At 67.5% G+C, this 26,645-nt stretch carries 26 protein-coding genes; 14 read left to right on the forward strand and 12 right to left on the reverse strand.

The window, feature by feature from the left end:
- Nucleotides 1–3 precede the first annotated feature (3 nt).
- The 5 genes from AB0D27_RS02845 to AB0D27_RS02865 all read left to right on the forward strand — a co-directional run bounded on the left by AB0D27_RS02845 (nucleotide 4) and on the right by AB0D27_RS02865 (nucleotide 7,435).
- Complete coding sequence (locus AB0D27_RS02845) at nucleotides 4–1,020, forward strand: SEC-C domain-containing protein (protein WP_362501293.1); 1,017 nt, start codon at nucleotides 4–6, stop codon at nucleotides 1,018–1,020.
- A 294-nt stretch (nucleotides 1,021–1,314) separates the two neighbouring features.
- Nucleotides 1,315–2,856 carry an ATP-binding protein gene (locus AB0D27_RS02850; RefSeq protein WP_362501295.1) on the forward strand — a complete coding sequence of 514 codons (1,542 nt, stop codon included), beginning with the start codon at nucleotides 1,315–1,317 and terminating at the stop codon, nucleotides 2,854–2,856.
- A 31-nt stretch (nucleotides 2,857–2,887) separates the two neighbouring features.
- Nucleotides 2,888–5,827 carry a Z1 domain-containing protein gene (locus AB0D27_RS02855; protein ID WP_362501297.1) on the forward strand — a complete coding sequence of 980 codons (2,940 nt, stop codon included), beginning with the start codon at nucleotides 2,888–2,890 and terminating at the stop codon, nucleotides 5,825–5,827.
- 48 nt (nucleotides 5,828–5,875) lie between these two features.
- A complete protein-coding gene (locus AB0D27_RS02860) occupies nucleotides 5,876–6,850 on the forward strand; it encodes a NaeI family type II restriction endonuclease (RefSeq protein ID WP_362501299.1) in 975 nt (324 codons plus the stop codon).
- Between the two features lie 132 nt (nucleotides 6,851–6,982).
- Nucleotides 6,983–7,435, forward strand: coding sequence for a very short patch repair endonuclease (locus tag AB0D27_RS02865; protein WP_362501301.1), 453 nt, complete (start codon nucleotides 6,983–6,985; stop codon nucleotides 7,433–7,435).
- 13 nt (nucleotides 7,436–7,448) lie between these two features.
- Here AB0D27_RS02865 and dcm read toward each other — a convergent pair whose 3' ends face one another.
- Nucleotides 7,449–8,504 (reverse strand): DNA (cytosine-5-)-methyltransferase, encoded by a 1,056-nt coding sequence (gene dcm, locus AB0D27_RS02870; protein ID WP_362501303.1) that lies wholly within the window; start codon nucleotides 8,502–8,504, stop codon nucleotides 7,449–7,451.
- 161 nt (nucleotides 8,505–8,665) lie between these two features.
- Here dcm and AB0D27_RS02875 point away from each other — a divergent pair, with 161 nt between their 5' ends.
- Nucleotides 8,666–9,436 carry an HNH endonuclease gene (locus AB0D27_RS02875; RefSeq protein WP_362501305.1) on the forward strand — a complete coding sequence of 257 codons (771 nt, stop codon included), beginning with the start codon at nucleotides 8,666–8,668 and terminating at the stop codon, nucleotides 9,434–9,436.
- Here AB0D27_RS02875 and AB0D27_RS02880 read toward each other — a convergent pair.
- Nucleotides 9,409–10,038 (reverse strand): ATP-binding protein, encoded by a 630-nt coding sequence (locus AB0D27_RS02880; protein ID WP_362501307.1) that lies wholly within the window; start codon nucleotides 10,036–10,038, stop codon nucleotides 9,409–9,411. The two genes, AB0D27_RS02875 and AB0D27_RS02880, sit on opposite strands and share 28 nt — an antisense overlap.
- A gap of 219 nt (nucleotides 10,039–10,257) precedes the next feature.
- Between AB0D27_RS02880 and AB0D27_RS02885 the strand changes: the two genes are divergently transcribed.
- From AB0D27_RS02885 to AB0D27_RS02895, 3 genes are all read left to right on the forward strand, one after another.
- Nucleotides 10,258–11,103, forward strand: coding sequence for a helix-turn-helix transcriptional regulator (locus AB0D27_RS02885; protein ID WP_362501427.1), 846 nt, complete (start codon nucleotides 10,258–10,260; stop codon nucleotides 11,101–11,103).
- Nucleotide 11,104: 1 nt separating this feature from the next.
- Complete coding sequence (locus tag AB0D27_RS02890) at nucleotides 11,105–11,320, forward strand: DUF397 domain-containing protein (protein WP_362501309.1); 216 nt, start codon at nucleotides 11,105–11,107, stop codon at nucleotides 11,318–11,320.
- Nucleotides 11,321–12,149: 829 nt separating this feature from the next.
- On the forward strand, nucleotides 12,150–12,956 hold the full coding sequence (locus AB0D27_RS02895; protein ID WP_362501311.1) for an aminoglycoside phosphotransferase: 807 nt from the start codon (nucleotides 12,150–12,152) through the stop codon (nucleotides 12,954–12,956).
- A 113-nt stretch (nucleotides 12,957–13,069) separates the two neighbouring features.
- Here AB0D27_RS02895 and AB0D27_RS02900 read toward each other — a convergent pair whose 3' ends face one another.
- Nucleotides 13,070–13,225, reverse strand: coding sequence for a hypothetical protein (locus tag AB0D27_RS02900; protein WP_362501313.1), 156 nt, complete (start codon nucleotides 13,223–13,225; stop codon nucleotides 13,070–13,072).
- Between the two features lie 250 nt (nucleotides 13,226–13,475).
- Between AB0D27_RS02900 and AB0D27_RS02905 the strand changes: the two genes are divergently transcribed.
- Together AB0D27_RS02905 and AB0D27_RS02910 are read left to right on the forward strand one after the other, a co-directional pair.
- Nucleotides 13,476–14,567 carry a methyltransferase domain-containing protein gene (locus AB0D27_RS02905; RefSeq protein WP_362501315.1) on the forward strand — a complete coding sequence of 364 codons (1,092 nt, stop codon included), beginning with the start codon at nucleotides 13,476–13,478 and terminating at the stop codon, nucleotides 14,565–14,567.
- A 323-nt stretch (nucleotides 14,568–14,890) separates the two neighbouring features.
- Entirely contained in the window at nucleotides 14,891–15,469 is a 579-nt protein-coding gene (locus AB0D27_RS02910) for an HAD domain-containing protein (RefSeq protein ID WP_362501317.1), read from the forward strand.
- Here the strand turns inward: AB0D27_RS02910 and AB0D27_RS02915 are convergent.
- Together AB0D27_RS02915 and AB0D27_RS02920 are read right to left on the reverse strand one after the other, a co-directional pair.
- On the reverse strand, nucleotides 15,430–15,705 hold the full coding sequence (locus AB0D27_RS02915) for a hypothetical protein (RefSeq protein WP_362501319.1): 276 nt from the start codon (nucleotides 15,703–15,705) through the stop codon (nucleotides 15,430–15,432). The two genes, AB0D27_RS02910 and AB0D27_RS02915, sit on opposite strands and share 40 nt — an antisense overlap.
- Nucleotides 15,706–15,934: 229 nt before the next feature.
- Nucleotides 15,935–16,357, reverse strand: coding sequence for an Hsp20/alpha crystallin family protein (locus AB0D27_RS02920; RefSeq protein ID WP_362501321.1), 423 nt, complete (start codon nucleotides 16,355–16,357; stop codon nucleotides 15,935–15,937).
- Nucleotides 16,358–16,557: 200 nt separating this feature from the next.
- Here AB0D27_RS02920 and AB0D27_RS02925 point away from each other — a divergent pair, with 200 nt between their 5' ends.
- Nucleotides 16,558–16,860, forward strand: a complete 303-nt coding sequence (locus AB0D27_RS02925; protein ID WP_362501323.1) for a hypothetical protein — start codon at nucleotides 16,558–16,560, stop codon at nucleotides 16,858–16,860.
- A 57-nt stretch (nucleotides 16,861–16,917) separates the two neighbouring features.
- Complete coding sequence (locus AB0D27_RS02930; RefSeq protein WP_362501325.1) at nucleotides 16,918–17,427, forward strand: levansucrase; 510 nt, start codon at nucleotides 16,918–16,920, stop codon at nucleotides 17,425–17,427.
- A 59-nt stretch (nucleotides 17,428–17,486) separates the two neighbouring features.
- Here the strand turns inward: AB0D27_RS02930 and AB0D27_RS02935 are convergent, their stop codons facing one another.
- The 3 genes from AB0D27_RS02935 to AB0D27_RS02945 all read right to left on the reverse strand — a co-directional run bounded on the left by AB0D27_RS02935 (nucleotide 17,487) and on the right by AB0D27_RS02945 (nucleotide 21,285).
- Nucleotides 17,487–17,957 (reverse strand): hypothetical protein, encoded by a 471-nt coding sequence (locus AB0D27_RS02935; RefSeq protein ID WP_362501326.1) that lies wholly within the window; start codon nucleotides 17,955–17,957, stop codon nucleotides 17,487–17,489.
- A 350-nt stretch (nucleotides 17,958–18,307) separates the two neighbouring features.
- Nucleotides 18,308–19,807: an MFS transporter gene (locus AB0D27_RS02940; protein WP_362501328.1), complete on the reverse strand. Its 1,500-nt coding sequence runs from the start codon at nucleotides 19,805–19,807 to the stop codon at nucleotides 18,308–18,310.
- 80 nt (nucleotides 19,808–19,887) lie between these two features.
- Nucleotides 19,888–21,285, reverse strand: a complete 1,398-nt coding sequence (locus AB0D27_RS02945) for a DUF445 domain-containing protein (RefSeq protein WP_362501330.1) — start codon at nucleotides 21,283–21,285, stop codon at nucleotides 19,888–19,890.
- A 178-nt stretch (nucleotides 21,286–21,463) separates the two neighbouring features.
- Here AB0D27_RS02945 and AB0D27_RS02950 point away from each other — a divergent pair, with 178 nt between their 5' ends.
- Entirely contained in the window at nucleotides 21,464–22,822 is a 1,359-nt protein-coding gene (locus AB0D27_RS02950; RefSeq protein ID WP_362501332.1) for an SGNH/GDSL hydrolase family protein, read from the forward strand.
- A gap of 273 nt (nucleotides 22,823–23,095) precedes the next feature.
- On the opposite strand, the gene AB0D27_RS02955 is transcribed toward AB0D27_RS02950, so the two are convergent.
- The 4 genes from AB0D27_RS02955 to AB0D27_RS02970 are packed head-to-tail and all read right to left on the reverse strand — an operon-like array spanning nucleotide 23,096 to nucleotide 26,635.
- Nucleotides 23,096–23,980 carry a DUF1707 domain-containing protein gene (locus tag AB0D27_RS02955; protein WP_362501334.1) on the reverse strand — a complete coding sequence of 295 codons (885 nt, stop codon included), beginning with the start codon at nucleotides 23,978–23,980 and terminating at the stop codon, nucleotides 23,096–23,098.
- Nucleotides 23,981–23,990: 10 nt separating this feature from the next.
- A complete protein-coding gene (locus tag AB0D27_RS02960) occupies nucleotides 23,991–24,956 on the reverse strand; it encodes an ABC transporter ATP-binding protein (protein WP_362501336.1) in 966 nt (321 codons plus the stop codon).
- Nucleotides 24,957–24,960: 4 nt separating this feature from the next.
- Nucleotides 24,961–25,842, reverse strand: a complete 882-nt coding sequence (locus tag AB0D27_RS02965; protein WP_362501338.1) for an ABC transporter permease — start codon at nucleotides 25,840–25,842, stop codon at nucleotides 24,961–24,963.
- Nucleotides 25,835–26,635: an ABC-2 family transporter protein gene (locus AB0D27_RS02970; protein ID WP_362501340.1), complete on the reverse strand. Its 801-nt coding sequence runs from the start codon at nucleotides 26,633–26,635 to the stop codon at nucleotides 25,835–25,837. Before AB0D27_RS02970 ends, AB0D27_RS02965 begins: the two co-directional genes overlap by 8 nt.
- Nucleotides 26,636–26,645 lie beyond the last annotated feature (10 nt).

The raw sequence follows: 26,645 nt of genomic DNA on the forward strand, positions 1-26,645 counted from the left end.
CCCATGCGCCCCGACACGTCTGCCGAGTACGTCGACCACCACGCGGAAGCGGCACGCCTGGAGCGGACCGCCGACCTGTACCCGGAGGACGCGGAACACCTGCTGCTGCAGGCCGCGGCCCACCGGGAACTGGCCGGCGACCGCCCAGGCGCGACAGCGCTCTACGACCGCCTGCTGTCGTCCGCCGGCCCCCTCGAGAACCCCCATCTGGTACGAGCCCTGAAGGCGTCGAACCTCTGGGAGTACGGCCACGAGGCGGAAGCCCGCGCGATCATCGACGGAGTCCGCGCGGAGGCGCCCAGCGACCCGGCGCCCTGGGTGATCGTGGCGGAGTCCCTGGAATCCCACGACGAGCTGGAAGCGGCGCAGGAAACCTTCACTCAGGCCGCCACCCTCCTTCTGACAGACGTGCCGGAGCCCCCGTACTCCACCCACCCCGTCCTCTTCGGCCGCCACCGCGTCCGCCGCATGCTGGGCGCCTCGCACGACGGCTGGGACACCCTGGCCGACACCCTCCACTCGTCCCCGATCTCCCTGGACGAACTCCACGACCCCAAGCGGGTGTGGTCCCTGGGCTCGAACAACCCCGTGGAACTGGCCGCGGAGATCTCCCGCCTCCGAGCGGAACTCGGCACCTACCGGCAGGCCCTCTCCCGCCCCTTCCCGGTAGCGGTCCTCCACTGGCCGACGGACGAACTGGCCGAGCTGCTCGCCGCATACCCGTCGCTGACCTCGGAGTACCCCTCCCACGCCGAACACCTCGCGACCATAGAGGCCTCCCTGCGCGAACTGGCCGCCTCCGGCACCCCGAACCTGGGCATCGTCACGGGCACGGTCCCGTCGTACGAGGCCTTCGCGGCCTCAGAGGCGTCGTCCCCGGCAGACGGAACCCTGCTGCCGCAGTACGCGACGACGCTGGCGGCCCGGGGGCGGGCGGTGGCTTGGCCGCCGCAGCGGGGGGCGGCTTGTTGGTGCGGGTCGGGGCGGGTTTATGGGGGGTGTCACGGGGCGCCCGCCTAGGCGTGGCGGCGCCCACCCAACCTTGGCTGACCATCCCCCACCTCTTCGCGGCAGGCTGGCTGGCCTTGGGCTTCCGGTGCGGACCCAGAAATCATTCAACCCGACTACGAACTTCGCGAGCGGGGCGGCTCTTGAGTCTGTATCCCGCGACCGTGATTGGGACGTTCTCGTACTTTTCTCGAACCACCAGACGCCGTATCGGCTGCTTGCAGTACCGTCATTCGTAACTATTAGGAGTTGACGGGCCGCCCTCCCCCACAGGTCCCGTCCTGTGTCTGGGAGCTACCGCCACCGATGTCTTACGCTCCGTCCGCCGGCTGGGAGTACGAAGTCCCGACCAGCGGAAGCAAGAGGCTCCCGCCTGCCGCGCGCTATGTGCAGTCCCTGTCTCACCAGGGCTATGGCTTCGAGGCGGCCATCGCCGACCTGATCGACAACTCAATCGACGCTGACGCCAGCAAGGTCGTCGTCAGCTTTCTGCGTGATGGCGAGCAACTGGTCAGCCTGCTCGTCGTCGACGATGGCGGCGGCATGAACGAGGCCGAGCTGGACGTCGCGATGACCGTGGGAGGCCGCACCGACTACGGGCACTCGGCGCTCGGCCACTTCGGCGCTGGGTTGAAGGCCGCCTCGCTCTCGCATGCCGAAGCCCTCACGGTCATCAGCCGTACGAAGCGAAGCCCGTCAGCCGGCCGCCGCTGGCGTACAGCAGCCGCAGAGGCCGACTTCAGCTGCGACATCGTCGATGCCCGCTACTGCCAGAACCTGGTGGACCGCTACGACGGCGTCATCGAATGGCACGGCACGATCGTGCGCTGGGATGGCGTACGCGCCTTTGAGACCGTGACAGCCGGCCAGACAGACCGCTTCCTCAATGACGCGATCGAGAAGCTGGAAACGCACCTCGGCCTCTATCTGCACCGCTTCCTCGGGCGCGGGGACCTCCACATCGACATCGTCGTTGAGGACGTACGCACCCGCGAGGAGCTCGACCATCGTGGCGTCGAGCCCATCGACCCGTTCGGCTACCGCATCCCGGGCCGGGCAGGCTACCCGCGGACGTACACCGCCCCCGTCGAGGGCGTCGGCGGTGTCACGCTGACCGCGCACGTCTGGCCGCCCAGGTCGCCGCTCGTCGCCTATCGGGGCATAGGGGCGCTCGCTGAACGCCAGGGTTTCTACATCTACCGTCACGACAGGCTCGTCCAGGCGGGCGGCTGGAACGGAACCCGTAGCGCCGAGACCCACCACAACCTGGCCCGGATCGCCGTCGATCTGCCCTCAGCCCCGAACGATGTCTTCAGCCTCACCGTCAAAAAGGACGGTGTGAATGTCACGCCTGCATTCGCTCGCGGTCTGGAGAAAGCCAGTAACGACACAGGCCACACCTTCGCCGCGTATCTGCAGGAGGCCGAGAGTGTCTACCGGGAGGCTTCTCGACGTTCCACAGAGGTCAAGCGCGCGGAAGTCGTCCCACCCGGCAAGGGCATCGACCCGAAACTGAAGCGGACACTTCGCGACGAACTGCCGCAGCTGGAAGGCGAAGCCGCCATCACCTTCCGCTGGGAGTCCATGCCTCCCGACGCCTTCTTCGGAATCGACCGCGACGAGCATGTCGTGCGCCTGAACAAAGCATACCGGCAGGCCTTCAACGGCGACCGGCACGCAGGTTCCAACGATGCACCCGTCCTCAAGGGCCTGCTCTACCTCGTTCTTGAGAAGAACTTCCGCATGGGCCGCTCCAGCGCCCAGCGCGACGACGAGATGGCGCTGTGGAACAGCGTCCTGATCTCCGCAGCCAGCTGCGAGATGGCCCGCTACGACGCCACCGGCTGAGCTGCCGACCGGAACAACGACTGGACACCCTGTGACTGACCACCTGCTCAACCTCCACGTCGACGTCCTGGCCGCAATGCACCGTGGCGGGCCCAAACCGTTCGCCAAACTTGCATTTGTCCTCTCAGAGGAACACGAGCCCACCGACACTGACCTCGGCCGCTTCCGCGACCGTCTGCTGGCTGCTGCCGCCGGGGATGAACTGACGGCGCTATGGCATCGCACCCTCACAGCTTGGGACTTGGACGAGCACGCCACCTGGTCCAGCGCCACCGCGCGCACGGATGAACGGCGCGCCGACGCTTACACGCGGCTCGGCTTCGGCGCTGATCTGCGCAAGGCCCTGGATTCTGCCGTGCCTGTTTTCAAGGAGCCGGGCGCGGTCGTCATCAGCAAAGACTTCCATCCCTGGTACACCCGGGAAACCGCAGCAGCCCGTTCCTTCTACTGGAACGCATACGAACGCCTCCTGCGGCGCAAGGGCTGGACCGACGCCGCAGTCTCCAGCCTCGACGAGGCCGCACACAGCGTCGTCGAACGGTTCTCGGACCCGACCCGCGAGGAAGCATTTGGTACCCGCGGGCTGGTGGTCGGCTATGTCCAGTCCGGAAAGACCGCAAATTTCACCGGCGTGACCGCCAAAGCCATCGACGCGGGATACCGCCTGGTGATCGTCCTCGGTGGAACTCTCAACCTGCTCCGCGCGCAGACCCAGCGCCGTCTCGACATGGAGCTGATCGGCCAGGAGAACATCCTGCGCGGCGCTGACTCAGCAGACCTGGACGCCCTCGTAGGCATCGACTACCAGGACGATGAGGACTGGCCGGCCAAATTCGTCTCCCACGGCGGACGCCCCTCCTTGCTCGGCGCCTTCGATATCGAGCGGCTCACCACCCGGGACGACGACTACCGCAGGCTTCTCAACGGCATCCGGACGCTGGAGTTCGAGAAGCACGACCGCACGCGCCCGCTCTACGACGCGGCGAACCTGCACCGCACGGCGGCTCGCATCATGGTCGTGAAGAAGAACAAGACGGTCCTGTCCAACCTGGTCCAGGATTTGCGCAAGATCGGTCCCCTCCTCACGGAGATCCCGGCCCTGATCATCGACGACGAGTCCGATCAGGCTTCCGTAAACACCACGGACCCTAAGAAGTGGGAAGCTGGAAAGGTTTCCAGGACGGCCATCAACGGTCTCATATCGGACCTCTTGAAAATTCTTCCCCGTGCGCAGTACGTCGGCTACACAGCCACGCCTTTCGCCAATGTCTTCGTCGATCCTGGCGACGGCGAGGACATCTTTCCCCGGGACTTCCTGGTTTCGCTCCCCCGCCCTTCCGGCTACATGGGGGTCCAGGACTTTCACGACCTCGACAAACCTGAAGGTACCGCGGAGCAGACTCACATCCGCGGAATCTACGAGGACACAGGCGACCGCCTCCAGGAGGCCATGGACGCTTTCGTCCTCGCAGGCGCCCTCAAGCTCTATCGTGCCGACCACGACGTACCAGCAGGCCCGTTCCGCCACCACACGATGCTCGTACACCAGTCAGTCCGAACGAACGACCACGCGGAACTGGCGGGGCGGATCAAGTCCATGTGGAGTCAGGCGGACTACACCGGGGCGGACGGCCATGCCCGGCTGAAGGCCCTCCTCTCCTCGGACTTCCAGCAATACGCTGACGGCGGGTTGCCCGCCCCCGCCTCCTATGCCGACTTGAAGCCGTACGTCTTCAGGGCCCGCCAGCTCATCAACTCCGGCGGCGGCCCGGTCATCGTCGTCAACGGCGACACCGACCGCTTCTTCTCCCAGATCGACCTGGACTTCGACCGGACCCCGAACGTGTGGAAGATCCTCGTCGGTGGCACAAAGCTGTCCCGCGGATTCACCGTAGAAGGCCTGACAGTCACGTACTACCGCCGGACGACCCAGCAGGCGGACACACTGATGCAGATGGGACGGTGGTTCGGTTTCCGTCCTGGCTACCGGGATCTCGTCCGCTTGTACATCGGCCGTGAGGAACCACTCACGAAGACGAAGACAGTCGACCTGTACGAGGCGTTCGAGGCCATCTGTCGCGACGAAGAGCTCTTCCGCTCGGAACTCGCACGATATGCACCGCTGGTGGACGGTCGCCCGCAAGTGACACCTGCCCAGATTCCGCCACTGGTTGCACAGCATCTACCCTGGGTGAAGCCGTCGGCGCGGAACAAGATGTTCAACGCGGAGTTGGTGGAGGTGCGTTCACCGGGAAAGCCCATCGAACCCGCCGCCTACCCGCGGGACCCCAAAAGCACCGCACTCAACACGGAGCGCTGGCGGCCTGTACTCGCGGCACTTAGCTGCGGGGCAGCGACATGCCGTCTTCTGCCGGACAGCACGACTCCGCTGCCACGCAGCTTCCAAGCCGCCACGACAGTGATATCGCATGCAACGCTGCTGGGCGTCCTGAGCTCTTTGGAGTGGGACGGCGGGAACGTCCTCGCTCCACACCTCACCTATCTCTCTCAACTCGACGGCCGCCTAGCCAGGGTTGATGACTGGCTCGTGATCGCACCACGCAGGACTGCGCTCAACCGCATCGAGGCATCTGTACTCGGCTACGGTCCCTTCTCTCTGTTCCGGCGAAGCCGACAGGCCGGCAAGGTCTCCTTCGGCCGAATCTCGGGTGTGGAACACCGCGCCTACGCACAGCAGTTGATCGACGGGATCCAGTCCGGAGAGTCTGGGGCCGGTGTTCCGGATGTGGGACCGCATCGCGGAGTGGTGCTGCTGTACCCGGTAGTCGACGCTGAACAAGACGCTGAGGTCAAGGACGTCGCGGCCAGCGGTTCGGCCGATACCTCTCAGGTCATCATGGCTTTCACCGTAATCCCTCCCCGCTCAGCCATCGATTCCAAGCGCCAGCTCGTTCGCTTCCGCACCAAGGACTCAAGTCGTCCAGACGCCGCTATCGTCGATTCCCTCTAGGGCTTCCAACTGCATCCGTGCCCCCAACACACAGAACGGGGATATGAATTGCTTCCATTCGAGGAAGACATCAGAGCCGCCTCGCAGATCGCCAATTCGCCAGCGGCAATGGGCGACCTTGAGCTCAAGACGGTCTACGAGCACATCCACTCCCTCGACCCCACCGGGCAGCGGTTCGCCTCGATACTACGTGACACCATCGACCAACTGCTCAATGGCGAAGTCACTGGCCGCTACGACTGGAAGACCCTGTTCAAGACCGAGAAGACCCACGCCGGAACCCTCGTCGAGATCAATCTCCAGCGTGAGTTCAGGTTTGGCGACGGTATCAAGATGGACTACCAAATCGCCGGCATCGACGTGGACTGCAAGTACTCACAGCAGTTCGGCGGCTGGATGATCCCTCCAGAAGCGCTGGGCCACCTGTGCCTGCTGGTGTGGGCGGACGACTACAAGACTCGGTGGAGCGCCGGGATACTCCGCATACGGCGGGAGTGGCTCAACGGTGGCAACAATCGGGATCTGAAGCTCACGGTCAAGGCCGAACACCGTGACAAGATCCTTTGGCTCTGGCGTGATGCAGAGCTGCCGGAGAACGTCCTACTGCACATGGACCCCCTCGACCGTGAAGCGGTGTTCGCATCAAACTCAGGACAGCAGCGCCTCAATGAACTTTTCCGACGCGCGCAACAACGGCGTATCGGACGGAACGTGGTCCGCACGGTGGCCCAGCAGAAGGACTACATGAAGCGGGTACGGGGCAATGGCGGTTCGCGCTCGGCGCTGAGGCCCGAGGGAATCCTCATCATGGGTGACTACGAGAGCCACCGAGCGGTCGCCCAGAAGCTAGGCATTCTGCCTCCTAGCGAAGGGGAGTTCGTGAGCGTACGCGTAGCCCGGGCTCAGGCTCGCCATCATTCGGCACCACAAATAACCCTCGACGGCCAGAGCTGGGTGGTCGCCGATGGCAGCGACCCCGCCGAAACGGCCCCACAGCTACCGGCCCACACGTCTTACGCATAACCGATTGTCCCAAGCAATACCTCGGGCCGAATCTCTGGAAGGATAATGCCACTCACCCCGGATCAAGAGTCGTGTTGATGCCCTACGGAGTAGCGGCGACATCCTGTGAGCAACGACAGGAAAGGGACGGAAATGCCCGATGACGACTGGGAACCACCCACCGGATCGTGGGCGTCATCCGCGGCCCGGCGGCGGAACATGCAGGCGATTCGTAGCCGCGACACGAAACCCGAACGGCTGGTGCGCAGCCTCCTGCATGCCCGGGGATTGCGGTACCGAGTAGCCGCCAAGCCACTTCCAGATCTTCGCCGGACCGCTGACATCGTCTTTCGTCCCGCAAAGCTGGCTGTGTTCATCGACGGCTGCTACTGGCATGGCTGCCCTGAGCACTACGTCCCGCCGAAGACAAACCCTGGCTACTGGTCTGACAAGGTGGCCCGGAACATGGCCCGCGACCGCGACACCGATGAGCAGCTCAAGGCAGCTGGATGGACCGTGCTCCGCTTCTGGGAGCACGATCCCGCCGAAGACTGCGCAGTCAAGATCGCGGCTACAGTCAGTCGTCTCCAGGTGACCAAACAGTGAGCCGAACCGCTCTTCAGCCCTTCGGCTCCTTCTCAGCAGCCTCAAACGCTGCGTAGATCTGTTCGCCAACGGCCTTTGCAACCGGCGGCGGAAACGCGTTCCCCACCTGCCTGTATGCAGCCGTCTTACGCCCGGAGAACTTCCAGTCTTCGTCAAACCCCTGGATAAGGGCGGCCTGGGGCACTGTGAGCTTGGGGCCTGCCGGAGCAAAAAGATCGCGTTCCGCGTCCTTCATCTCGTGTGGCTCGTTGGCGACACCCAGCCCGCACACCCCGAGATCTGCCCAGGCCCGCTTCGCGCGCGTCGGCCCCAGATCGGCACCGCCGTGCTTCTTGGAACCTCCAACGACCGTGGGCGCCACGCCCTCCAGCGCCTTCTCGTACCAGTTCTTGAACGCCTTCTCGGCCCTGGGGTCGCCTGCCAGTGCGTCGTACCGTGCCCGCATCGAGTCTTCCAAGGCCTCTCCCACGCTGACCTGCTTGCTCTCCGCGGGCTTCCGGTGCTCGAAGTACCGGGCGTATTCCGGCTTCATCGCGACCAGGATGGCTCGGGGACGCAGCTGCGGCACACCGTAGTTCTTGGCCTCCAGGATGTCCCAGTAGCACACCTCGTAGTCCATCGATTCGAGGCGTTTGATGATCTCCTGGCGGTACTCGGCGAACTTCGGATCCAGCAGACCTCGGACATTCTCGATCATCACGGCCTTGGGATCGAGGTAGTCAGCGAGATCAAGCATGGTCGGGAAGAGGTCACGCTCGTCTTCGCGCCCGAGCTGCTTGCCCGCGGCCGAGAACGGAGGACACGGCACTCCGCCGGCCAAAAGATCAAGCTCTCCACGCTTCAACCCCAGATCGGTTGGGTCAAACTCTCTGAGGTCAGCCTCGATGACCTTGCAGCCGTCCCACTCCGGATTCCCATCCGTGTTGGTCCTGAGGGTCTCGCAGGCGTCCTTGTCGATCTCGATCAGAGCGGCGTGCTTGAAACCCGCATTGTGCAGGCCGACAGCCTGCCCCCCGGCACCAGCGCAGATCTCCACCGAGGTGTACTTGAGTTCGTTCGTGCGGGTCATGCCCCCTCCTTACAGTCGTACAGCGGCAGACACATCTTGCAATCCACCATCACTGAGGGTGACAGACCCCACTGACAACGAGACCCGACCAAGTGTGCAGCACGCCCCCCAGTTCGCAGAACGCACCCTCCGTCACGCCGAACACTCATACGATATTGCTCATGCGGAGCCCTGCGTGGACTGAGGACGAGCTTGTGTTGGCTGGAGCGCTCGTCGTGAAGAACAGCTGGCGTGAGTTGCGGACCGGCGACCGGGAGGTCGAGGAGCTGTCTGAGCTGTTGCGGGCGCTTCCCCTCCACAGCCCCGAGGCCCTTCGCCTCCCCGGCTTCCGCTCCGTTGACAGTGTCAGCCGTAAGACCACGGACTTCGCCACCAACTACCCGCCCTACACCGGCAAGCCCACTCGGTGCGGTGAGCCCACGCGTCTGATGATCAAAGCCTTCACGGAACGTGAGGCCGAGATGCTGCAGGCTGCTCAGGCAATCGAGGACGGCATCGGGTCCGGCGAGCTGCAACTCCTCCCGCGGCAACCCGACGAGGTCGACGACACCGGATCCACGGCCGTCGAGGGGCGTCTTCTTGCCCGTCGGGCACTCGTCCGTGAGCGTGACCCCAAGCTCCGCAAGCTCAAGATCCAGCAGGTTCGCCGCTTCGGCCTGCCTCTCACGTGTGAGGTCTGCGACTTCGATTTTGCGCGCGTCTACGGACGGCTCGGCGAGGACTACATCGAAGTGCACCACGTCACACCGCTCCACATATCCGGGACCCGAGAGACCAAGCTCGACGACCTCGCGTGCCTGTGCGCCAACTGCCACCGCATGTGCCACAGGAGCTCTCCCGGAGAATCCTGGCGCACGCCCGATGCGCTGCGGGCATTGATCCGCAGATCCGCCGCAGACACTCCTCACGCCGCTTCGGCCTCCGCCTCGTAGCGAATCTGAGCCCGGTCGAGCATTTCGTCCGGGTCGCCGCCCTGCGCCGCCAGCCAGTGGAGCAGGTCCGCAATGGCGTCGGTGGCCGACTCCTCGAGGACGGAGTACGTCGGAACGGTGGAGGAACCGGCGCCAGCCACCCGCCTGTACTCGTCCAGCAGTGCCGCGGCTCGCTGGACCCGCAGGCAGTGGCGCGCGGGCTCCAGTGCGAGCTCGCACCACACGGCCTTGCCGGTGACGGTGAGAAGGGTGCCCCAGTCCAGGCTCATTGCGGAAAGCAGGTGCAGCCCTCTCCCGCACTCCGCATCGCAGCTCTCGGATGCCAGGTTCGGGACGGCATGGCTCTTGTCGTGGAGTTCCACACGCAGGCGGCCCTGTCTGGGTTCCAGGACGAGCGTCGCGGCAGCTCCCTCACCCACGTGTTTGATGACGTTCGTGGCGAGCTCGGTAACGACCAGCTCCGCTTCCTCTGCCACGGCCGACGCACCCCACTGCCCAAGCGCACCCCGAAGCCTCTGTCGCAGCAGCCTCAGTTCAGGTGGGGCGGCTTCGAAAGGCATCACGCACCGAAGCCCGGGTTCAAAATTGTCGTAACGGGACATGTTCCACACTCCTTCCCGCGCACCACAGTCCACCTGCCGTGTCCGTACGGCTGCGCTGCGTAGCGCTTCGTTGCGAGTATGGCATTGAGAAGTCTCGCTGTGTAACTTCTCATGAAACTCAGTCGAGTGAATCTGGTAGTACGCCAACTCCCGTTCGGCCTAGCCTGATTGGCGCTCACCAGGCATGTGGTGCGCCACCACACCGGGGAGGAAGACACCATGTCCGCGAGGGCTACAACTCGTCGCCGCCAACTCGGCGCCACCATGCGCAAATTGCGCGCACGCAAGGGCATGACGCTGGAGGAGGCAGGACAGCTCGTCGGGGTCTCGAAGGCAACGGTCAGCCGCTATGAGACTCAGACCGGGCCAGTGAAGTGGCTCGTCGTCGATGCGCTCTGCCAGGCGTACAGAGTAAGTGACGCTGAGCGCCGGGCCGTTGTGGCACTTGCCAAGGACGCGAAGCAACAGGGCTGGTGGAATTCCTTCGCCGACTCCATCCCGGAGAGTATGAATCTGTTGCTCACGCTCGAAGACGAAGCCGTTCGGGAGGATCACCTCGCCTGCGTGTACGTGCCCGGGCTTCTGCAGACTCGGAGTTACACGACCGCCTTGCAGCAGGCCAACGAGATGCGGCGTACGCCGGAGGAGATCGAGCGACTGGTCGATATCCGCATGAAGCGGCAGGAGATCCTGGCGCGCCCTAACGCGCCCCACCTCTGGGCCGTCCTCGACGAGTCGGTGATCCGTCGTGTAGTCGGGTCGCGCGAGATCATGCGGGAGCAGCTAGGCCAGTTGCTGAGTGCCGGCGAGTCATCCAACGTCACGCTCCAAGTCCTGCCATTCGCCCGAGGTGCCCATGCGGCTGCACTAGGGAGCTTCGTGATCCTCGGTGGGGTCGAGGCCTCACTCGACGTGGTGTACGTCGACCTCCATGTCGGCTCTCTCTTCATGGAGAAGGAGGAGGAACTGGAGCGTTATCGACTTGCATTCGAATACTTGCGCGCACAAGCCTTGGATATTGGCGCCTCGTCGTCGATGATCAAGCGTGCGCGTGAGGAGTTGTGAGATGCCCAGTGGTTCCGACGCCGTACCGGATGCCGCCTGGTTCAAGTCGTCGTACAGCGGCGGGAACGAGACCGAGTGCGTCGAGTGCGCGCGCGTCGGTGACAGGACCCTCGTCCGCGACTCCAAGACACCTGATGGCCCCGAGGTTTCCATACCTGCCCACGCCTGGCAGTCGTTCGTGTGGGCCTTGCTTGGGTGGGAATCGCTAGACCGCTAGGGCACAGGAGCAGGCTGGCAGTGTCCCCATTGGCGTTAGCGGTTCGAAGTGGCCCAGGCCTGGGGTAGTCGCTTCCTCCGATCCGAGGGCGGGGCGAATACCTCGCGGGGTAGTCATGGGAGAGAATGCCGCGCATGACAACTTGAAGAGCACCGGCCGAGAGGCAGCGTTGGGTCAAGGTCTCGACCTGGGACACGGTCCAGGACGGGGATCGACGAAGGTGCGCTGCCTGCGGGACAGTCGTCCGCTCCTACCAGTTCCGCTTCCATCCGCCTGAGTCCTCGACGTTCGAGCGATGCGTCGGCTTGTCGTGGTGTTCCGGCTGCCAGATCTACTCCGGGGCGATGGTTCATGTGCCCCGGACGCGAGTTCTAGTCGACGCCCTGGCATCGCTTCCCGAGGGCCAACGGGAACGGCTGCTTCGTAAAGAGCCTGCGCTGATCGACTACTTGGACAGCCATGCCGGAGGCCAGCAGCCGACGACGTTCAGCAGCTGATATCCCGAAGGCTCTGGCGCCCCCGCAGGCGGAGCTCCGTGTGGTCACGGACTCTCGCGGTCACGCAGATCTTGCTCAGTTCCGGCACCTGTCTTTGACGGCACCCCGCGGGGCGCCCCGACCGATGGCCCGCTCCCGGTCGCGATTACGTCCCGGCCGATCGCCGACGACGAGTTCCGGATCACCAAGGAGATCGGCACGTTCTCCGAGAGCCTCGGCTGCTCGTGCCAGGCCGACGACGACCAGCCGTACTAATCCCCAACGCACCACGGAGCCGCCCCCGCCTGCGTAAGGTCGGGGGCGGCTCGTCCCTCCACTCCCAGGAACTCCACATGCCCGTAGACCGCATCCACTGGGACGACCTACCGCTCGCCGCGCGCAACGCCGTCGAGCAGCACACCGGCCCGGTTGTGCGCGCCAAGACCGCAGCCGCCGGCGCCAACTCCGGCATCGCAGCCACCGTCCACACCGCCGACGCGATCCTGTTCGTCAAGGGCGTGCCCAGCGATCACCCGCAGGCCCGGACACAACAGCGCGAGGCCGCGATCAACCCGTACCTACCGCCGTCGTGTCCCCGGCTGCTGTGGCACGTCCAGGCCGCCGGATGGGACCTGATCGGATACGAGCGCATCCTCGGCCGCCACGCCGAATACACCCCCGGCTCCCCCGATCTGCCACTCGTCGCCCGCGCCCTGGTCGAGCTCCAGAACATCCCATGCCCTGACATCGAGCTCAAGCGCGCCGAGGACCGATGGAGCGGATACGCGGGCCTTGCCGGCATCGAGCAGCTCGTCGGCGACACGCTGCTGCACACAGACCTCGCGCCGCACAACATGCTCATCACGACGCGCGGGCACCTCATCGATTGGGCATGGCCGACCCGCGGAGCAGCCTGGATTGACCCCGCTGTACTCATCCTGCGACTCATGGAAGCCGGGCACTCCGCTCCTTCGGCGGACGCGTGGGCGCGCGAACAGTTCCCCACGTGGGCAGCGGCCCCCGACGCGTCGGTGCTGGCTTTCTCCGGGGCGAACGCCCGAACGTGGGACGAGATCGCCCGCAACGATCCCCAAGTGTGGAAAAAGAACATGTCCCACTTGGCCCACCATTGGCTGAACTACTGGCAGTCACGCAGGTAACGCCGCGCTAGTCGCCGCCCTCTCCTGACCGGTCCACGACGAATGACCCGTGCTGCGGCACGGTGTGCACGTACCCCTTGTCGCGCAGATGGCCGACGGCGTTCCGAACTGTCTCACGAGCGACCCCGAAGCCGTTGGACCACCGCCGATTCCGAGGAGATGCGCAGCCCGACCGCCGACACGCCGCGCTCAATGTCCGCGATCACGTACGCGGCGATCTGCTGGTCCACGGGGGTCGCCGATTCGTGGTCGATCTCGCTCTCTGCCATGGGCACAACGATCCAAACGCCGCCCCAACCTTTGCCCAGCAGATCAACGCGCCGATCATCTGCAAACCCGTCCTCGGTGGGCGGTTCCCAACCGACGGATCGTGTTCGGGTCGTTCGACTTCGCTGTGACCCCTGATGACGAGTGGGTGTTCTTCGAGAACAACCCTGCGGGCACGTGGGCATGGGTAGAGAACCGCACAGGGCTGCCCATCGCCGCTGCGCACGCCGAGTATCTGCGAGGAGGCATCGAATGACTTGGCCGGATACCAGAAGGTCGGCCGCGCTGCGGAAGAAGTTCGCCGCCGCGCTCGACCCCGAACACGACACCGGATGGGCCGATGCGTTCGCGGCCGTGCCCAGGCACGTCTTCGTCCCCCGCTTCTACACGCAAGCCGATGACAGATCATGGCGAAAGGTCTACCTGGGCGATCCCGGTTACCTGGAGACCGTCTATTCCGACCAGGCACTCACCACTCAGCTCGACGACCACGGCATCCCCACCAGCTCATCAAGCGAACCCGCTCTCATGCTGGCCATGCTGAACGCCCTCGACGCGCGAGACGGCGACACGGTCTTCGAGCTTGGCACGGGCACCGGCTACAACGCCGCGTTGCTCTCGCACCGGCTGGGCGACAACAACGTGACCAGCCTCGACGTCGACGCGGAACTCGTCAAGGCAGCGGCCCAACGACTCGAACAGGCGGGATATCGCCCGTTCGTCACCACCGGCGACGGCGCCCGCGGTTGGCCGCAGCGTGCCCCCTACACGCGCGTCATCGCCACCGCCGCCCTCCGGGCCGTACCAGCGGCGTTCCTCGACCAGGCCGCGCCCGGCGCGGTGATCGTCGCCCCCATCGGGTACGGCGTGCTACGCGCCACCGTCACCGCCCCTGGCCACGCCACCGGACGGTTTCTGCCGACGCCCGCTCACTTCATGCCCCGACGCACCCCCGCTACTGCCCCTGCGTTCGATGCCGCGCGCAGTGTGGGACCCACGGATACCAAGGTGGCCCCCGGCCACGTCCTCGACCACATGCGGTTCCCCCTGTCGATTGCCTTGCCCGGCCACAGCTCGTGTTCCTGGCGCGACGACGACGGCGAACTCACCGCCGTTGGTCTGTGGACCGAGGACGGCTCGACAGCGACTGCCCATGTATCCGGCGCGGTGCGCCAGGTAGGACCGCGCCGCTTGTGGGATGTCGTCGAAGACCTCGCCGCCACCTTCGACGCCGTACCGCGTCGCGATGAGTTCCGTGTGACCATCACCCCGAGCCGGCAAACCGTCTGGTACAAGGCGCCCAACGGACCTGCATGGGAACTGCCCGGCGGTGGCACCTCATGAATACGCTGGCCGGGGCGGTCACTGTTGTTGCGTTGCTCAATCAGGGGACGGCTGGGGCGTGGTTCAGGAGATCGCGTGGTTCTGAGGTGCCGTACGGGGCGGGGCCGGGGAGTCGGTGAAGTCGGTTTACAAGGCGCCCAGGGCCGCCCCGGTTTTGCCAAGCGTGGCGGTTCCAGGGTGAGTTCCTCTTGACCGGGCGGCCCGAAAGGGGGCGGTCGGGAAGCGGGGATCGGGGGGGCTCAATGCTGCCGGGTACGGGAAGTTTGTGATTCTGGAGGCAAACGTGCCGGTCGCGCCTCCGCGAGAGCCGATATCGTGCGGTCGTGGCCGGTTCTGTGCAGCTTCCCCTGCTCTTTCTTGATGTTGACGGGCCGCTTATTCCGTTCGGGGCGGGGCCGGAGATGTATCCAGACGGGTATCCGACGTATTCGGTGGATTCCGGATCGGTCAGGGACGACTCGAATCCGCTGCTGGGGCGGATCGATCCCGCGCTTGGGCCGCGGCTGAAGGCGCTTCCGTGTCAGTTGGTTTGGGCCACGACATGGATGGGCGAGGCGAACGAGAGCGTCGGGCCCCGACTCGGACTGGGCGAGTTGGCGGTGGTGGCCTGGGCTGAGGGCTGCGACGTCGAGGACGAGGGCGAGGACGAACGTCGCGGGCTGCACTGGAAGACCCGTGCTCTCGTCGAGTGGGCAGCCGGGCGGTCGTTCGTCTGGGTCGATGATGAGATCACCGACGTCGACAGGGCCTGGGTGTCCGCCCATCACGACGGCCGGGCTCTGCTTCATCGTGTCGACGCCCGTCGTGGTCTCAGCGAGGTGGACTTTGTCGTCCTCGACGCGTGGCTTCGCGGCGTGGCCGGTCAGGCGGGATTCGGCAGTAGATCATCGGCCAGTGGGTAGCCGATTGTCCCCGTGACGCGGTGACCCCGCAGGCCGAGCGCGATGGCCTGCGTACCGATACCGCACGAGCAGTCCAGGACGGCGGTGCCGGCGATGCCGAGTTCGTTCTCGATCAGCGTGCTCAGGGCGCTGCCCTGACGGGACATGCCGGCGTCCCAGTCGGCGTAGATCAGGTGGTAGTCGGCGGCGAGTTGATCGTAGAAGCGTGCCACGGCGGAAGGCTCGGGCCCAGGCATGACGGCAGGCTACGGGGCTTCCGGTTGGTGCGTGAGTGGTGGCGTGGCCGCCCCGGTGATCAGGCGGGCGGCCGCCCCGGGTGCCTGCGTCACGTGGGGATCTCCCGGCGCTCAGGGAGCTCATCGTTCGGGCTCTCCTCGCGTTCCGGTCACGGTCACGCTCGCTCGTGTTTCGTGCCTCGGCCCCGCGGGGCGCGTACCCCGCGGGGCAGGGGCGGTCGGGCCGTGTTCAGCTGCTGTTGAGCTGCTTGCGCTTGTCGCCGCCGCTGATCTCGATGCGGCGGGGCTTGGCCTGTTCGGCCACGGGGATGCGCAGGGTCAGGACCCCGGCGTCGTACGAGGCGTCGATGCGCTCCGTGTCGAGGGTCTCGCCGAGGAACAGCTGACGGGTGAAGGTTCCGGTGGGGCGCTCGGCGACGATCATCTCGGCGTCGTCCGGGGCCGGGGAACGGCGCTCGGCACGTACGTTCAGGACGTTGCGCTCCACGTCCAGGTCGATCGTCTCCGGATTGATGCCGGGGAGGTCGAAGTGGACGATGAAGTCGTCACCGGAGCGGTAGGCGTCCATCTGCATCGCGGCAGGGCGCGCGGCGCCGAGGAACTGCTGCGTCAGACGGTCGAGATCGCGGAACGGGTCGGTACGCATGAGCATCACAGGTCACTCCTCTCTTACAGGTGCGGGGTGCGATGCCCTACGGCTTCTTATATAACTCCAGCGAGGAAAATTGACAAGACCCGACTCAAGCTGGCTGGTTGCTGGCCGCTTCAGAAGCAGACGAGGGCGGGCGCCGGTCGACAGGAGGCCCGAGTTAGCCTCGGTTCGTTCGACTGACGCAGCAGCGGGAGGCAGTGATGGCGAAGGTACCGGCCGCGGCGGTGGCCGCCGGTGGGCTCATCGGCGGGTACGGCGTGGCCCGTTGGACCAAGAAGCGGCAGCTGGGCGGGGTCGTACTGGCCGCCGCCGGGGCCGCCGCCGCGCAGCAGTGGCGGCAGCAGGCGGGCGGGAAGGCCGCGGGGGCCCTGACCGCCGCGTACGTCGCCGCCTTCGCGGGGTCCCACACGCTGGCCAAGAAGGTGGGTGCCTGGCCCGCCGTGTTCGGGGTCGCCGGCGCCGTGGCCCTCGCCTCGTGGGTCGTGGCCGACCGACAGGGCTGAGCGGTCGGGGAGGCCGAGGGGGGCCGAGGTCCACGACGGGGGCTTAGGATCCGCCACATGTACGCACAGCAAGAGCAGTCGGCGCCGGGCGCCTACCTGTCGTTCGTGGAGCGCCAGTTGACGGGTGACGGATGCGTCACGCGGTGGGAGGACTGGGCCGGGGTCCCCGTGCTCGTGGGACGGCGGGCCGATTTCCGGATGCGCTGGATGGCGACGAAGCTGCACCTGTTCACGGTGGCGGCGGCGGTCCCGGAGATAACCGTCCCCGCCATCTCGTCCTTCACCGACCAGGTGATGAAGTACGCCAAGGACACCAAGGGCGGCCTCCCCGTCGGGATGCAGAACGGGATCGGCGCCTTTCCCCTGCTGGTCAGCGACCGAGTCGATCCGGCCGCCGTGCGGTGGGCGGAGGAGCAGCAGCGCATCAAGTTCGCCTGCATGACGCGGCCGGTCGTGGTCGACAGTTCGCGCCAGTACGTGGGGATGTACCGCGGCAAGCCGGCCCTCGGGCGCGTCTACGCCTCGTACTTCATCGAGAAGGGCTCGCGGTACTTCTCCGGGCAGTGAGCGAGTTCTCCGGGCCGTGAGCGCGTACGACTTCCAGGGGCCGGCCCGGTGCCCCTGCGTCACCAGCGGGCCAGATTCAGTTCCTCGTCCCACGAGTCGGCCAGGTCCGCCCTGAACTGCCGTGCCACCGCCCCCGCGACAAGCACGCCCGCTGCCGTCACCAGCGTGAAGAACGCCCAGGTCAAGGGCCACGCGTTCGCGAAGCCGTCCGGGGGCCCGGGGTGCGTACGCAGGGACACGTACAGCAGGGTCGCCGGTGGCACCGCCACCAGCAGCAGCGGCCAGGCCAGCGCGTCCCGGTGGCCGAAGTAGGCGGCCAGAAGCAGCAGGGCCGCGACGAGGGAAGCCACGCCGAGGCCGGTCACGGGGCTCGTCTCGGCGAGCGCGTCCGCCGACTCCGGGCGGTTGCGCAGGTCCCAGGGGAGGCAGAGGAGGTACGCCGCCGCGGAGAGGGCGGCGCCGAGCACGCGCGTCAGCCAGCGTTCCGGCCAGGGGCGCGTTCGCAAGGGGCTCAACAGCTTCTCGGTCATGCGTACGAGGGTGACGCGACCGGCGAGGGGCCGACAGAGTACGCGTACTCAGAACCGGGTACTCAGGTCGCGTACCGAAGGAGCCGCGCCGACCGGGCGTGCTCGAGGGCCCGCAACCCGCACGTGCTCAAGGCCCCGCGACCCGCGCGAACCCAAGAGCCCGCAACCCGCACGTGCTCGAGGTCCCGCAACCCGCACGCACTCGAGGCCCCGCGACCCGCGCGAACCCAAGGCCCCGCACCCCCCGCGTACCCAAGGCCCCGCACCCCCCGCGTACCCAAGAGCCCGCAACCCGCGACCGCCGTCGGCCGCGGCCGCGCCCGCCCGGGCTGTCACGGGCTGTCCCGCCCTCACCTCGCCGAAGACGCCGCCGCAGTCTCCACCGGCGCCACCGACAGCGGAGTCGCGATGTCCTCCAACGAGCGCCGCTCCGCGTTCACCGCGAGGAACGCGGCGACCAGGCCCGCGGCGCACATCAGGGCTGCGCCGATCTGGAAGGCGAGCACCGTGTCGCCGACCACGCCGGACTGCGTGAGGTCGGCGAAGACCAGCGGCCCGCTGATACCGCCCGCGGCGGTGCCGATGGCGTAGAAGAAGGCGATGGCCATCGCGCGGGTCTCCATCGGGAAGATCTCCGAGACGGTGAGGTACGCGCTGGAGGCGCCCGCGGACGCGAAGAACAGCACCACGCACCAGCACGCCGTCAGCGTCACCGCGCTCAGCGAGCCACGGTCGAAGAGCCAGGCCGTGCCGAAGAGCAGGATGCCCGAGATGAGGTACGTCGAGGAGATCATCACCCGGCGGCCGACCGTGTCGAAGAGCTTGCCGAGCAGCAGCGGGCCGAGGAAGTTGCCGGCCGCGATGACGGCGAAGTAGTAGCCGGTGCCGCCGGAGGGCACGGCGAAGAACTTGGTGAGGATGGCGCCGAAGCCGAAGGTGATCGCGTTGTAGAGGAAGGCCTGGCCGATGAAGAGGGCGAGACCCAGCACGGCCCGTTTCGGATAGCGCCGGAAGACGGTCTTGGCGATGACGCCGAAGCCGATGCTCTCGCGCTGCTGGATGGTGATCTCACGCTCCGCGGGCGGCAGCGATTCGCCCTTCTCCCGCTCGATCTCCCGCTCCACGGACGCGACCAGCCGCTCCGCGCTCTCGCCCCGGCCATGGATGAACTGCCATCGCGGACTCTCCGGCACATGCCGCCTGACCAGCAGGATGACCAGTCCGAGGACGACTCCCAGGGCGAAGGTGAACCGCCAGCCGAGGTCCTTGGGGAAGATGGCGGTGTTCAGCATGACGATGGACAGCAGCGCGCCGCCGATCGCGCCGAGCCAGTAACTGCCGTTGATGATCAGGTCGACCCGGCCGCGGAACCGGGCCGGGATGAGCTCGTCGATCGCCGAGTTGATGGCCGCGTATTCACCGCCGATGCCGAAGCCGGTGAGGAACCGGAAGGTGAAGAACCACCAGGAGTGGAAGGACAGCGCGGTCAGCGCGGTCGCCGAAAGATAGACGACGAGCGTGACCATGAAGAGCTTCTTGCGGCCGTGCCGGTCGGTCAGCCAGCCGAAGAAGAGGGCGCCCACGCAGGCGCCCGCCACATACAGTGCCGCCGCGATGCCGGTGACCTGCGCGGAGGAGATGGGCAGCCCGCTGCCGGACTCGGAGAGCCGGCTCGCGATGTTGCCGACGGTGGTGACTTCCAGGCCGTCCAGGATCCACACCGTTCCCAGGCCCACCACGATCATCCAGTGCCAGCGGGACCACGGCAGCCGGTCCAGACGGGCGGGAACGTTCGTCGTGACGGTTCCGGTGGAGGCGGGCACTGGGGCGGGTGAGGCTGCTGCGGTCATGGCTCCCTCTCCTTCGAGCGAACCTCTTCCGGGTGCCCCCACCTCCGGGTACTCACTCCTGGCGGGTCACCGCCCCACCCTTACGCGCCCAGCGTCCGCGACACCACGTAGATCAGCAGCCCCGCCAGCGAGCCGACCACCGTGCCGTTGATCCGGATGAACTGGAGATCGCGTCCGATGTGGGCCTCGATCTTCTTGGTGGTGTGCTCGGCGTCCCAGCCCGCGACGGTGTCGGTGATAAGGGAGGTGATCTCGCGCCGGTACGTCGTCACGACATACACCGCCGCGCCCTCCACCCAGCGGTCGACCTTGGCCTGGAGCTTGGGCTCGGTGGCCATGCGGGCGCCCAGCGACAGCAGAGAGGCCCGCACGCGCAGCCGCAGCTCGCTGCGCTCGTCCTCCGCGGCGGACACGATCATCGACCGTACGGCCGTCCAGGCGGAGGCGATCAGGTCCTGGACCTCGCCGCGGCCCAGCACCTCGCCCTTGAGGCGCTCCACGCGGGCCCGGGTGTCGGTGTCGGACTGCAGGTCGGAGGCGAAGTCGGTGAGGAAGCGGTCGAGGGCGCCGCGGGCCGGGTGGGTGGGGGCGTCGCGCATTTCGGTGACGAAGCGGAGCAGCTCCTTGTAGACCCGCTCGCCAACCTTCTTGTCGACGAAACGCGGGGTCCAGCCGGGTGCGCCGCCCTGCACCGCGTTCATGATCTCGTCGTCGTGCACCACCAGCCAGTCCTGGGCCCGTACGCAGATCAGGTCCACGACCCGCCTGTGGCCGCCGTCCCCGACGATCTTCTCCAGCATCTTCCCTATGCCGGGGGCGATCTCCTGAGCGTCCGCCCGGCGCGTGATCGCCTCACCGACCACCGCCTGGACGTCCGAGTCCCGCAGGACCGTCAGTGCACCCCGCAGCGCGGTCGCCAGCTCGGCGGTCACGCGGTCGGCGTGCTCCGGTTCGGCGAGCCAGGCGCCGAGCCGGCTGCCGATGCCGACGGCGCGCAGCCGAAGTCGTACGACCTCTTCGGAGAGGAAGTTCTCGCCGACGAACTCGCCCAGGGAGACGCCCAGCTGGTCCTTCTTGTTGGGGATGATCGCGGTGTGCGGGATGGGAATGCCGAGCGGGTGGCGGAAGAGGGCGGTGACCGCGAACCAGTCGGCGAGCGCGCCGACCATGCCGGCCTCGGCGGCTGCCGCCACATATCCGGCCCAGGCGCCCGCGCCCTCGTTCGACGCCCACTGGGCGAGGACGTAGACCACCGCGACGAAGAGCAGCAGGCCTGCCGCCGTCGCCTTCATCCGGCGGACACCGCGGCGCTTCTCCTCGTCGGCGGCGCTGAAGGAGGTCATCGCCCGGCCCGGCGGACCGGGGACGGTCGTCGCCGGGTTCACGGCGGCACCGGGCCGGGCATGCTGACCCTCGGCGCCCGCTTCTTCCCGTTTCGTACGTTCCATCCGCTCCACCCGTCCGGTGACCTCGTACACATTGTCCCTTCCTGACCGACTCCTGGAACGGAACAGGAGTTCCCGGCGTCTGTTCGGATGGGGAATCGACCAGGGGGCCCCTTAGGGGGTGTGTCGGTGTCCCTTCACTCCATGACGCATCATGGGGTCATCACATCGGAGCCTCGGGCTCCCATCGCCCGAGGAGACACGCACGCGCATGACCAAGCGTCACGCCGGGGGTGCGGGGGTGTCCCCCGTAAGGCACGGCGCCCTGCTCGCCTCGATCATCGCCGTGGTCCTGGTCCTTTCCGCCGCCATATACGTCGGCGTCTCGGCCGACGAGGGCAGCGACCAGAACAACCTCGCCGCCGGCCGCGCCCCGCACAACTCGGCCGCCCCCGCCTCCACCGGCACCTGGGTCGGCGCCTGGTCGGCCTCCCCCGTCGGAGCCGAACCCGGCACCGAGACGAACGGCATGACGGGCCGCTCCGTGCGCAACGTCGTGCACGCGGCGGCCGGAGGGACGAGTGCCCGCGTCACGCTGTCCAATCTCTACGGGCAGCAACCGCTGAGCATCACGCACGCCACGATCGCCGTCGCCGCGACCGTGAACGACGCCGCCGCCGCGGCCGACACCATGCGCCGGCTCACCTTCGGCGGCAGCACCTCGGTCATCATCCCGGCCGGGCAGCAGGCGTTGAGCGACGCCGTACGCGTGCGGATCCCGCACGGCTCGGACGTCCTCGTCACCACGTACTCCCCCATCCAGTCCGGCCCGGTCACCTACCACCCGCACGCACGGCAGATCTCGTACGTCGCCGAGGGCGACCGCACGGAGGATGTGACCGGCACCGCGTACACCGAGCAGAGCGAGTACTGGCGTTATCTGACCGCGCTCGACGTGCTGAGCGACGAGGCGGCGGGCACCGTCGTCGTCCTGGGCGACTCGCTGACCGACGGCATCACCTCCACCGTCGGGGCCAACCACCGCTGGACCGACGTCCTTTCGGACCGGCTGCGCGCCGCCGCCGGTTCGGGCGACACGCCGCGCTACAGCGTCGTCAACCAAGGGATCAGCGGGAACCAGATCCTCGCCGCGGGCCTTGGCCGCCCGGCCGACAATCCCAGTGGCCTGGCCCGGTTCGGGCGTGACGTGCTCGACCGTACGAACGTCAAGGCCGTCGTCATCGACCTCGGCGTCAACGACATCCTGCGCAACCCCAGCCAGGTCGATCCCGCCACGATCACCGACGGACTGCGGCGACTCGTGGGGCAGGCGCACGCCCGTGGACTGCGGGTCGTGGGGGCGACCCTGATGCCGTTTCAGGGGCACCGGGGGTACACCGGGGCCCGGGAGGCGGTGCGGCAGGCCGTCAACGCGGAGATCCGGGCGGGGAAGGTGTACGACGCGGTCGTCGACTTCGACGCGGCGTTGCGGGATCCGTACGACCCGCGACGGCTGCGGGCCGACTATGACTCGGGGGATCACTTGCACCCCAGCGACAAGGGATACGCGCGGATGGCCGGGGTCTTTGACCTCGGGGAACTGAAGGGGTCTGCTCCGGCGGAGCTGTGACCCCGGGTCCGGGTCCGTTGTGGCTGGTCGCGCCCGCGCGGCGGAGCCGCAAAAAGTCACAGCCCCGCGCCCCCGGGGTGGTCCCCGTCGTCGCCCTGGTGCGGCGCCATCGTGGCTGGTCGCGCCCGCGCGGCGGGGCCGCACAGTGTCACAGCCCCCGCGCCCCCGGAGTGGTCCCCGTCGTCGCCCTGGTGCGGCGCCATCGTGGCTGGTCGCGCCCGCGCGGCGGAGCCAGCCCCGCGCCCCTGGCGGGGCGCTCCGGTCGGCCCCCGGTCAATAGCCCCCGTGGCGGCGGCGCCTGTCCCTGTCCTGCCGACGTTCCCTGTGTCGCTCCCGGCGCTCCTCGTGCCGTTCGCGGCGTTCCTCGTGGCGTTCGCGGATGAGGTCGCGGGCCTCGTCGAGGGCGTCGTACATGTCGTCGGGGCCGTCGGTCCTCGAACCGTCGAGCTCCTTGCGGGACGCCTTGCGTTCCAGTTTCTCCTGGCGGCGCTCCTCCTTGAGGCGCTGGCGCTCGGCGCGGGTCAGTTTGCGTTCGACGCCGACGCCGCCCCAGAAGGCGAACCCGGTCACGATCACGCGGGGCGCGCCGGGATCCCCGGGCCGGCCCTCCTCGCGGTGGTCGAAGCCGCCCATGATGCCGAGGCCGCGGACGACGACCTCGACGCCGGGCGGTACGACGATGTTCACGCCGCCCATGATCGCGACGCAGTTGACGACGACCTCGCGGTCCGCGAAGTTCGCCTCGCGCAGGTCGATCTCCCCGCCGCCCATGAAGGCGAAGGAGTTGAAGCGCCGGGGCACCGTCCAGCTGCCCTTGCGCTCGAAGCCCGACAGGATGGCGACACCCCACGAGGAAGAGCCCTCGCCACCGACGATCCGCCCCGCCCAACTCCCGCTCTCGGCAGGCGGTTTGACCATGGAGACGGGGGCCACGGCCGCCGCACCCGGCAGATCGCGGGTGATCGGCGCCAACTCCCCGTACGTACGCGCCTTGTACGTCGCCTCCAGCCGTTCCTCGAACTCCTCCATGTCGAGGCGGCCCTCAGCGAGGGCGTCCCTCAGCTGCTCGGAGACTCGTTCACGATCGGCGTCGGATGCTCGCAGCCCCGAATCGGAGGGCCTGGGGTCTATCCCCCCGGAAGACACAGCGTCGGTCATGGGAGTCAGCCTACGAGACCGCTTTCCCTTCGTACATGCGGCTGATGACGGCCTCGATGTCCGGCTCCCGCACCGAAAGGTCCACCAGCGGGTACCGGGCCGCGATCCGCGCCACCAGCGGAGCCGCCGACTCGGCTGCGGGGAAGGCCAGCCACTGCCGCGGCCCCTCCACCTTCACCACCCGCGCCGACTCCACCTCGATCGGCGGAAGCTCCCGCTCCAGGTCGACCACGAGGGTGCGTTCGCTCTCCCCCACCTCATGCAGCCCGGTCAGCGGACCGTCGTACATCAGCCGCCCGTGGTCGATGACCATCACCCGCCGGCACAGCTGCTCGATGTCGGTGAGGTCGTGCGTGGTGAGCAGGACGGTCGTGCCGCGCTCGGCGTTCAGGTCACGCAGGAACTCCCGCACCCGGGCCTTGCTGATCACGTCGAGCCCGATCGTCGGCTCGTCGAGGTAGAGCACCTCCGGGTCGTGCAGCAGGGCCGCCGCGATGTCACCGCGCATCCGCTGGCCGAGGGAGAGCTGCCGGACGGGTACGTCCAACAGCGCGCCGAGTTCAAGGAGTTCGACACAACGGTCGAGGTTCTCGCGGTAACGCCCGTCCGGGATCCGGTACATGCGGTGCATCAGCGCGTACGAGTCGATCAGCGGAAGGTCCCACCACAGGGTCGTGCGCTGCCCGAACACGACCCCGATGCGCCGCGCGAGCCGGGTGCGCTCGCGCGACGGGTCGATGCCGGCGACACGCAGGCGGCCACCGCTCGGGGTGAGGATGCCGGTCAGCATCTTGATGGTGGTCGACTTGCCCGCGCCGTTCGGGCCGATGTAGCCGACCATCTCGCCGCGCGGCACGGTGAAGGTGAGGGAGTCGACGGCCCGCACCTGCCTCCGCTCGCTGCGCAGGAAGCCGGTCTTCTTGCGCACGTCGAAGACCTTCTCGACACCGTCGAGCTGGATGAAATCACTGTCCACGTCGCTAACTCCCCGTACTCCGATACGACCGAAGCCCCGCCCGCCAGGCGATGCCCGCCAGCGCGCAGCAGCCCGCCGCCACCAGCGGCGGTGTGAAGGCGACCCACGTCGGCAGGTCGAGCGGATAGGGCCGCCCCAGCACATACAGCGCGGGCAGCCAGTTGACGAAGGCGAGCGGGAAGACGTACGTCACCCCGCGCAGGAGGTCCTGGGCGAAGACGGTCGGCGGGTACTGCAGGAGCGTATTGCCGCCGTACGTGAAGGAGTTCTGCACCTCGGAGGCGTCCTGGGCGACGAACTGGAAGGCCCCGCCCGCCACGAACACGGCCGCGAAGATCGCGCCGCCGCTGAGCAGCATCAGCGGGATCAGCAGCAGGCGCAGCGGCGTCCAGGAGATGTCGAGTACGGCGATCGCGTACCCGAGGACCAGCACGCCCTGGGTGATCCGGCCGAGGCGGCGCAGCGCGAAGCGGTCCGCGGCGATCTGCGCGAGGACCGGCACGGGGCGCACCAGAAGCGTGTCGAGGGTGCCGTCCCGCACCCGCCGCCCGAGCCGGTCCATCGAGCCGAACGCCAGGTCCGCGATCCCGAAGGCGGTGCCCGCGATGCCGTACAGGAAGGCGACCTCGGGCAGGCTGTAGCCCCCGAGCCGGTCGACCTGCGAGAACATCAGCAACTTCGCGACGAAGTCCAGGGCCGTCGCCGCGAAGTTGCCGAAGGTGGCCATCGCGAACGAGGCGCGGTAGGCCATCGTGGAGCGGATCCACATGGCGGCGATCATGCGGTAGGCGCGCAGACCGTCGCGTACACGCTCGTACGCGCTCTGCCGCTCGGGCGGCCAGGCAGCCGCCCTCGGCCTGTCCTCGACCTCGACGGAGCTAACCACCCTGCACCACCACCCTCCGTGTCGCCACCGACTGGAGCAGCCGCCCGGCCGCGAGCAGCCCGGCCGCCCAGGCCGCCTGGAAGAGGTACGTGTCCAGGGGATCGGCCGTGCCGAGCAGGACGTCCGCCGGCGCCTGGATGAGCGAGGACCAGGGCAGGGCGCGGACCAACTCGCCGAGCGCGCCAGGGAAGACGTTCAGCGGCAGCAGCATCCCCGAGCAGAAGATCCCCGCGATGAACGCCAGTTGGGCCACGCCCGCCCCGTCCATGAGCCAGAACGCGGACAGCGCCACCAGGAAGCGGATGGCGAAGCTGACGGCCACCCCGAGGACGACCGCGACCAGAAAGGCCAGCCAGGTCAGCGGGTTGGCGGGCAGCGCCAGGTCGAAGAAGAACGCCCCGAACGCCAGCGGGACCACACCGCGCCCCAGCAGATGGAACAGCGCCCGGCCCATGTCCTGCGCCAGCCACCACAGCTGGAGGTCGGCCGGCCGGTACAGGTCGATCGCGATGTCACCCGTACGGATTCGCTCGATCAGCTCGTCCTCGAAGCCGCCGCCCATCACCGCCACCACCATGAGCAGCGCTTGGCCCAGCCATACATAACTGAGCGCCTGCGCCTGGTCGTAGCCGCCGAGGTGCGGCCTGTCGTCCCACAGTGCGATGAAGATGTACGCGAGGATCAACCCGAAGACCGTGTTGGTGAACACCCCCGCCGCCGTCGCGGTCCGATAGGTGGCGTAGCGCCGGAATCCGCCGACCGCGACGGCCGCGTACAAGCGCCCTGTGCCCACCACACCGTCC

This window comes from Streptomyces sp. NPDC048415 (genome assembly GCF_040651675.1).
Taxonomy (GTDB): domain Bacteria; phylum Actinomycetota; class Actinomycetes; order Streptomycetales; family Streptomycetaceae; genus Streptomyces.

Excerpts from the sequence above, each read along its gene's own strand:
- AB0D27_RS02925 (WP_362501323.1), top strand. The coding sequence starts at position 16,558 with ATGGCGAAGGTACCGGCCGCGGCGGTGGCCGCCGGTGGGCTCATCGGC.
- AB0D27_RS02955 (WP_362501334.1), bottom strand. The coding sequence starts at position 23,980 with ATGACCGACGCTGTGTCTTCCGGGGGGATAGACCCCAGGCCCTCCGAT.
- AB0D27_RS02875 (WP_362501305.1), top strand. The coding sequence starts at position 8,666 with ATGCGGAGCCCTGCGTGGACTGAGGACGAGCTTGTGTTGGCTGGAGCG.
- AB0D27_RS02915 (WP_362501319.1), bottom strand. The coding sequence starts at position 15,705 with ATGCCTGGGCCCGAGCCTTCCGCCGTGGCACGCTTCTACGATCAACTC.
- dcm (WP_362501303.1), bottom strand. The coding sequence starts at position 8,504 with ATGACCCGCACGAACGAACTCAAGTACACCTCGGTGGAGATCTGCGCT.
- AB0D27_RS02850 (WP_362501295.1), top strand. The coding sequence starts at position 1,315 with ATGTCTTACGCTCCGTCCGCCGGCTGGGAGTACGAAGTCCCGACCAGC.
- AB0D27_RS02885 (WP_362501427.1), top strand. The coding sequence starts at position 10,258 with ATGTCCGCGAGGGCTACAACTCGTCGCCGCCAACTCGGCGCCACCATG.
- AB0D27_RS02940 (WP_362501328.1), bottom strand. The coding sequence starts at position 19,807 with ATGACCGCAGCAGCCTCACCCGCCCCAGTGCCCGCCTCCACCGGAACC.
- AB0D27_RS02950 (WP_362501332.1), top strand. The coding sequence starts at position 21,464 with ATGACCAAGCGTCACGCCGGGGGTGCGGGGGTGTCCCCCGTAAGGCAC.
- AB0D27_RS02935 (WP_362501326.1), bottom strand. The coding sequence starts at position 17,957 with ATGACCGAGAAGCTGTTGAGCCCCTTGCGAACGCGCCCCTGGCCGGAA.
- AB0D27_RS02930 (WP_362501325.1), top strand. The coding sequence starts at position 16,918 with ATGTACGCACAGCAAGAGCAGTCGGCGCCGGGCGCCTACCTGTCGTTC.
- AB0D27_RS02900 (WP_362501313.1), bottom strand. The coding sequence starts at position 13,225 with ATGGCAGAGAGCGAGATCGACCACGAATCGGCGACCCCCGTGGACCAG.
- AB0D27_RS02920 (WP_362501321.1), bottom strand. The coding sequence starts at position 16,357 with ATGCTCATGCGTACCGACCCGTTCCGCGATCTCGACCGTCTGACGCAG.
- AB0D27_RS02890 (WP_362501309.1), top strand. The coding sequence starts at position 11,105 with ATGCCCAGTGGTTCCGACGCCGTACCGGATGCCGCCTGGTTCAAGTCG.
- AB0D27_RS02895 (WP_362501311.1), top strand. The coding sequence starts at position 12,150 with ATGCCCGTAGACCGCATCCACTGGGACGACCTACCGCTCGCCGCGCGC.
- AB0D27_RS02865 (WP_362501301.1), top strand. The coding sequence starts at position 6,983 with ATGCCCGATGACGACTGGGAACCACCCACCGGATCGTGGGCGTCATCC.
- AB0D27_RS02845 (WP_362501293.1), top strand. The coding sequence starts at position 4 with ATGCGCCCCGACACGTCTGCCGAGTACGTCGACCACCACGCGGAAGCG.
- AB0D27_RS02905 (WP_362501315.1), top strand. The coding sequence starts at position 13,476 with ATGACTTGGCCGGATACCAGAAGGTCGGCCGCGCTGCGGAAGAAGTTC.
- AB0D27_RS02880 (WP_362501307.1), bottom strand. The coding sequence starts at position 10,038 with ATGTCCCGTTACGACAATTTTGAACCCGGGCTTCGGTGCGTGATGCCT.